The following is a 3,614-nucleotide window of genomic DNA, read 5'->3' as shown; positions in this document are numbered from 1 at the left end:
GTGGGAATGATGTCGAGCACAGCGAGCTTTTCGACGCGATCCGGATGATCGAGCGCCAGCCGGTAGGCGACACGCCCGCCGCGATCGTGACCGGCAACCATGAAGCGCCGGAAACCCAATTTCTCCATCAGCGCGACCATGTCGGCGGCCATGGCGCGCTTGGCATAGGGCGCATGATCGGCGGCCGATGGCGGGCAGGAGCTTTGCCCATAGCCGCGCAAATCGGCGCAGACGACCGTGAAATCCCGCGCCAGGATTGGGGCGACCTCGCGCCACATCGCATGCGTCTGCGGAAAGCCGTGCAGCAGAAGCAGGCCGGGGCCGGTGCCGGCGCGGCGAGCGAAGATCCTGGCTTCACCCGTGTCGATCTCACGGCTGTCGAAATCGTCGAACATGCTTGCCTCCGGTATCTGGACCGGCCGATCTCACGTCCAGGCCGAATCCAGCGTCAGCGACGCTTCGAAGATCTGGTCACGCTTTTCGTCGAGCACCTTAACCGTGATGGTCAAATGCCTGCCGCCCGGCATCTCGTCGCGGGCGACGTCATGCAGGATGCGCAGCGCCTCCATGCCGGCGCGCTCGCGGCTGGCGAAGAGCTGTCCCTCCGTATCTTCCTGGCTGTGCTCGGTGTTGTAAAGGTCGAAATAGAAGCGTTGCATCGGTACGTCGGTCCCAATCCGACGGTCAATTCGCGGGCGCGATCATGGTTCCAAACGTCTGATCCAGAGGGAGAATTGGCTATGCGCCGGCTTTCGGCGCGGCACCGCTCGCAACCAGCGTCGGCCTGCGGCGTTAGGGGTGGCGAACGGAGGCAGCCGGATGCTGGAATCACTCTATCTCAATCTCGGCCAGCATGACGCTCTCTCGGACGAAGAGAAAGCGTTGCTCACATCGACCTTGTCGATCGAGAAATATTTCGGCGCGGGAGAGGATATCGTTGTCGAAGGAAGCAGGCCGACCTACAGCACCCTGATCATCGACGGGCTGGCTGCCCGCTACAAGGTTCTGGAGGACGGCGGCCGCCAGTTCACCTCGCTGCAGGTCGCGGGCGATTTCGTCGACCTGCATGCCTTCCTGCTCAAGACGATGGATCACGGCATCGTCGCGCTGTCGCCCTGTCATGTGGCGGCGGCCGAGCACAGCAAGCTCAAGACGATCACCGAGCAGGCGCCGCATCTCACCCGATTGCTCTGGCTGGACACGCTTGTCGATGGCGCCATCCATCGCGAATGGATCGTGGCCATGGGGCGCCGCTCCAAGCTGTCCCATCTCGCGCATCTCATATGCGAGCTGTTCGTCAGGCTGCAGGTGGTGAAGAAGACGCGTGACATGAGCTTCCACCTGCCGCTGTCGCAGGCCCAGCTCGCCGACGTGCTGGGCTTGTCCGTCGTCCATATGAACAGGGTGATCGGAACCCTGCGACGCATGAACGTCATCAGCTGGACCAACCATATGATCACGATCCTCGACTGGGAGCGGCTGGTCACGATCGCCGAATTCGATCCGACCTATCTCAGCATGTCGCGCGAGCCGAGATAGGGGCGGCCGGGATGGAGCGGCCTTCTAAAGCGCGTCGCGATCTTTCAGATTCGCTCCATGCGCTTTAGGTTTTTGATTTTACGCATGTCTTTATCCCGAAACCGGTTCCCACTTTCGAGAGACATGCTTTAGCTTGGCGGGACCTTGGAGCGCGACCACAACTCGTCCAGCATGGTGAGCGCGGCGCTCGGCGCGGCCTCCTTCAGCAGCCCCTGCTGCGCGGCGGCCTTCTTGAAGGCGGCAAAGGCGACGGCCGGCCGGCAGGTGCCCGCGATCGCATCGTCCACCAGCCGCGCCGCCTTGAGATAGTCCGGCGCTTCCTTGTTCTTCCAGGTCCCGGCGAGCGCCTTCTTGGCCTCGGCCACCGTGGTGACCACCATCGTGCCGCCGCTGACGAAGCGGATGGTGAGGGGGAGGAAACGGCTCATCGGGTCCTCACCATCCGAGCCATTCGCGCGTGCGCAAGGCAAGGCCGGCAATGGGCGCCAGAGCGACCACTGCGGCAGCGAGGATGAGAAGAGGGCTGTTTATAGGCAAGGATTTCATGGTGCACCACAAGATTGGGGATGGGCCTAAACGAGGATGTCGCCGGTCGGTTGCATCCGGCCGGCAAGTCGGCGCGACAAGCTCGAGGTTACATGTTGCTGGCGGGCCGGATCGGCGGCGCCGGCCGGTGCGGCGGCCGCGGGCGCGGCCTCAGCGGCACATCGGCGAGCGAAGCGCGGATCACCCTCGCGGGTGGTAGCGGCATGGCGCCGCGCCGGCGCCGCAAAGCGGCCGACAGGCTGCCGATGAAGGTTCGAACGTCCATGGGACTCCTCCTCGAGAGTCCCCCCATTGACGAAGGGTTATCACCCCGGACCGGCCAGCCGCATTTAACTTTGATGTATCCGCGGCATCCCGGCGGGGGAGACGAACCGCGGCCAACCTTTTGCGACGACATGCGTTGTCCCCTGAAAGGAGACCATCATGCCGACCAGCAGCCGAACGAAATCAGACGCAGCCCAAAAACCAATCACCGGGGAGAAATCAGTCGCCAGGGAGAAATCAGTCACCGGGGAGAAACCTGACACCGCCAAGGCCGCGCGCAGGCAGCGCAGCATCCAGCGTCAGGTCGATGCCACCGATCGCAGCAAGCCGAAGCCGAAAGCCTCGGGCGCCATGCAGGCCGGCGCGCGCCGCTACCCCGTGCCGCCTTTCCCGAAGCAGCATCATCCCAAGCCCGGCGAGGAATGGGCGATCGAGCCGGCGCCGCTCTATGAGGCGCCGTTCTGGCAAGGATCCGGCAAGCTCAAGGACAAGGTCGCGCTCATCACTGGCGGCGACTCCGGCATCGGCCGCGCGGTGGCCGTGCTGTTCGCGCGCGAAGGCGCCGATGTCGCCATCGTCTATCTCAGCGAGGACCGCGATGCCAAGGCGACGAAGCAGGCGGTCGAGGCCGAGGGCAGGCGTTGCATCACCCTGCGCGGCGACGTCGCCAAACGCGCCTTCTGCCGCAAGGCGGTGGCCGAGACGGTCAAGGCCTTCGGCAAGCTCGACGTGCTCGTCAACAACGCGGCCTTCCAGGTTCATTCGGCCGACTTCGCCGATCTCACCGAAAAGCATTTCGACACCACGCTGAAGACCAATCTCTACGGTTATTTCCACATGGCGCAGGAGGCCGTGCCGCAGATGAAACCGGGCTCGGCGATCATCAACACCGGTTCCGTCACCGGTATCGAAGGCTCGAAGGAATTGGTCGATTACTCGATGACCAAGGGCGGTATCCACGCCTTCACGCGCGCGCTCTCCGGCAACCTGATCGCCAAGGGCATACGGGTCAACGCGGTCGCGCCCGGTCCGGTCTGGACGCCGCTCAACCCGTCGGAAAAGCAGGCGGAGGATGTTTCGCAGTTCGGCGCCAAGACGCCGATGAAGCGGCCCGCTCAGCCGGAGGAGATCGCGCCGGCCTATGTGTTCCTGGCCTCGCCGCAATGCTCCAGCTACATCACCGGCGAGATCCTGCCGATCATCGGGGGCTACTGACCACCAGGAGGATCCCATGAAGAAAGCGCTTCTCATCGCGGCCTTCGCGC

General features: G+C 64.0%; 6 protein-coding genes. 2 read left to right on the top strand and 4 right to left on the bottom strand.

Going from position 1 to position 3,614, the window contains the following annotated elements:
• Positions 1-395 (bottom strand): alpha/beta hydrolase (locus tag EOA27_RS27550; protein ID WP_145970566.1); only part of this gene is annotated, 395 nt, incomplete at its 3' end.
• A 30-nt stretch (positions 396-425) separates the two neighbouring features.
• Positions 426-659, bottom strand: coding sequence for a hypothetical protein (locus EOA27_RS27545; RefSeq protein WP_126083264.1), 234 nt, complete (start codon positions 657-659; stop codon positions 426-428).
• Between the two features lie 160 nt (positions 660-819).
• Here EOA27_RS27545 and EOA27_RS27540 point away from each other — a divergent pair, with 160 nt between their 5' ends.
• A complete protein-coding gene (locus EOA27_RS27540) occupies positions 820-1,539 on the top strand; it encodes a Crp/Fnr family transcriptional regulator (protein WP_126083263.1) in 720 nt (239 codons plus the stop codon).
• A gap of 128 nt (positions 1,540-1,667) precedes the next feature.
• Here EOA27_RS27540 and EOA27_RS27535 read toward each other — a convergent pair whose 3' ends face one another.
• Entirely contained in the window at positions 1,668-1,967 is a 300-nt protein-coding gene (locus tag EOA27_RS27535) for a DUF982 domain-containing protein (RefSeq protein WP_042642795.1), read from the bottom strand.
• A gap of 206 nt (positions 1,968-2,173) precedes the next feature.
• Complete coding sequence (locus tag EOA27_RS40965) at positions 2,174-2,350, bottom strand: hypothetical protein (RefSeq protein WP_189343168.1); 177 nt, start codon at positions 2,348-2,350, stop codon at positions 2,174-2,176.
• A gap of 158 nt (positions 2,351-2,508) precedes the next feature.
• Between EOA27_RS40965 and EOA27_RS27530 the strand changes: the two genes are divergently transcribed.
• A complete protein-coding gene (locus EOA27_RS27530; RefSeq protein ID WP_126083262.1) occupies positions 2,509-3,564 on the top strand; it encodes an SDR family oxidoreductase in 1,056 nt (351 codons plus the stop codon).
• Positions 3,565-3,614: the final 50 nt, after the last annotated feature.

It is taken from the genome of Mesorhizobium sp. M2A.F.Ca.ET.037.01.1.1 (assembly GCF_003998075.1).
Lineage (GTDB): Bacteria > Pseudomonadota > Alphaproteobacteria > Rhizobiales > Rhizobiaceae > Mesorhizobium.
Note: the sequence above shows the minus strand (reverse complement) of the source record. Positions and strands in the feature narration are given on the sequence as shown.

Bases quoted from the DNA above. Each gene is read 5' to 3' on its own strand.
- EOA27_RS27545 (WP_126083264.1), bottom strand. From the start codon at position 659: ATGCAACGCTTCTATTTCGACCTTTACAACACCGAGCACAGCCAGGAA.
- EOA27_RS27540 (WP_126083263.1), top strand. From the start codon at position 820: ATGCTGGAATCACTCTATCTCAATCTCGGCCAGCATGACGCTCTCTCG.
- EOA27_RS27535 (WP_042642795.1), bottom strand. From the start codon at position 1,967: ATGAGCCGTTTCCTCCCCCTCACCATCCGCTTCGTCAGCGGCGGCACG.
- EOA27_RS40965 (WP_189343168.1), bottom strand. From the start codon at position 2,350: ATGGACGTTCGAACCTTCATCGGCAGCCTGTCGGCCGCTTTGCGGCGC.
- EOA27_RS27530 (WP_126083262.1), top strand. From the start codon at position 2,509: ATGCCGACCAGCAGCCGAACGAAATCAGACGCAGCCCAAAAACCAATC.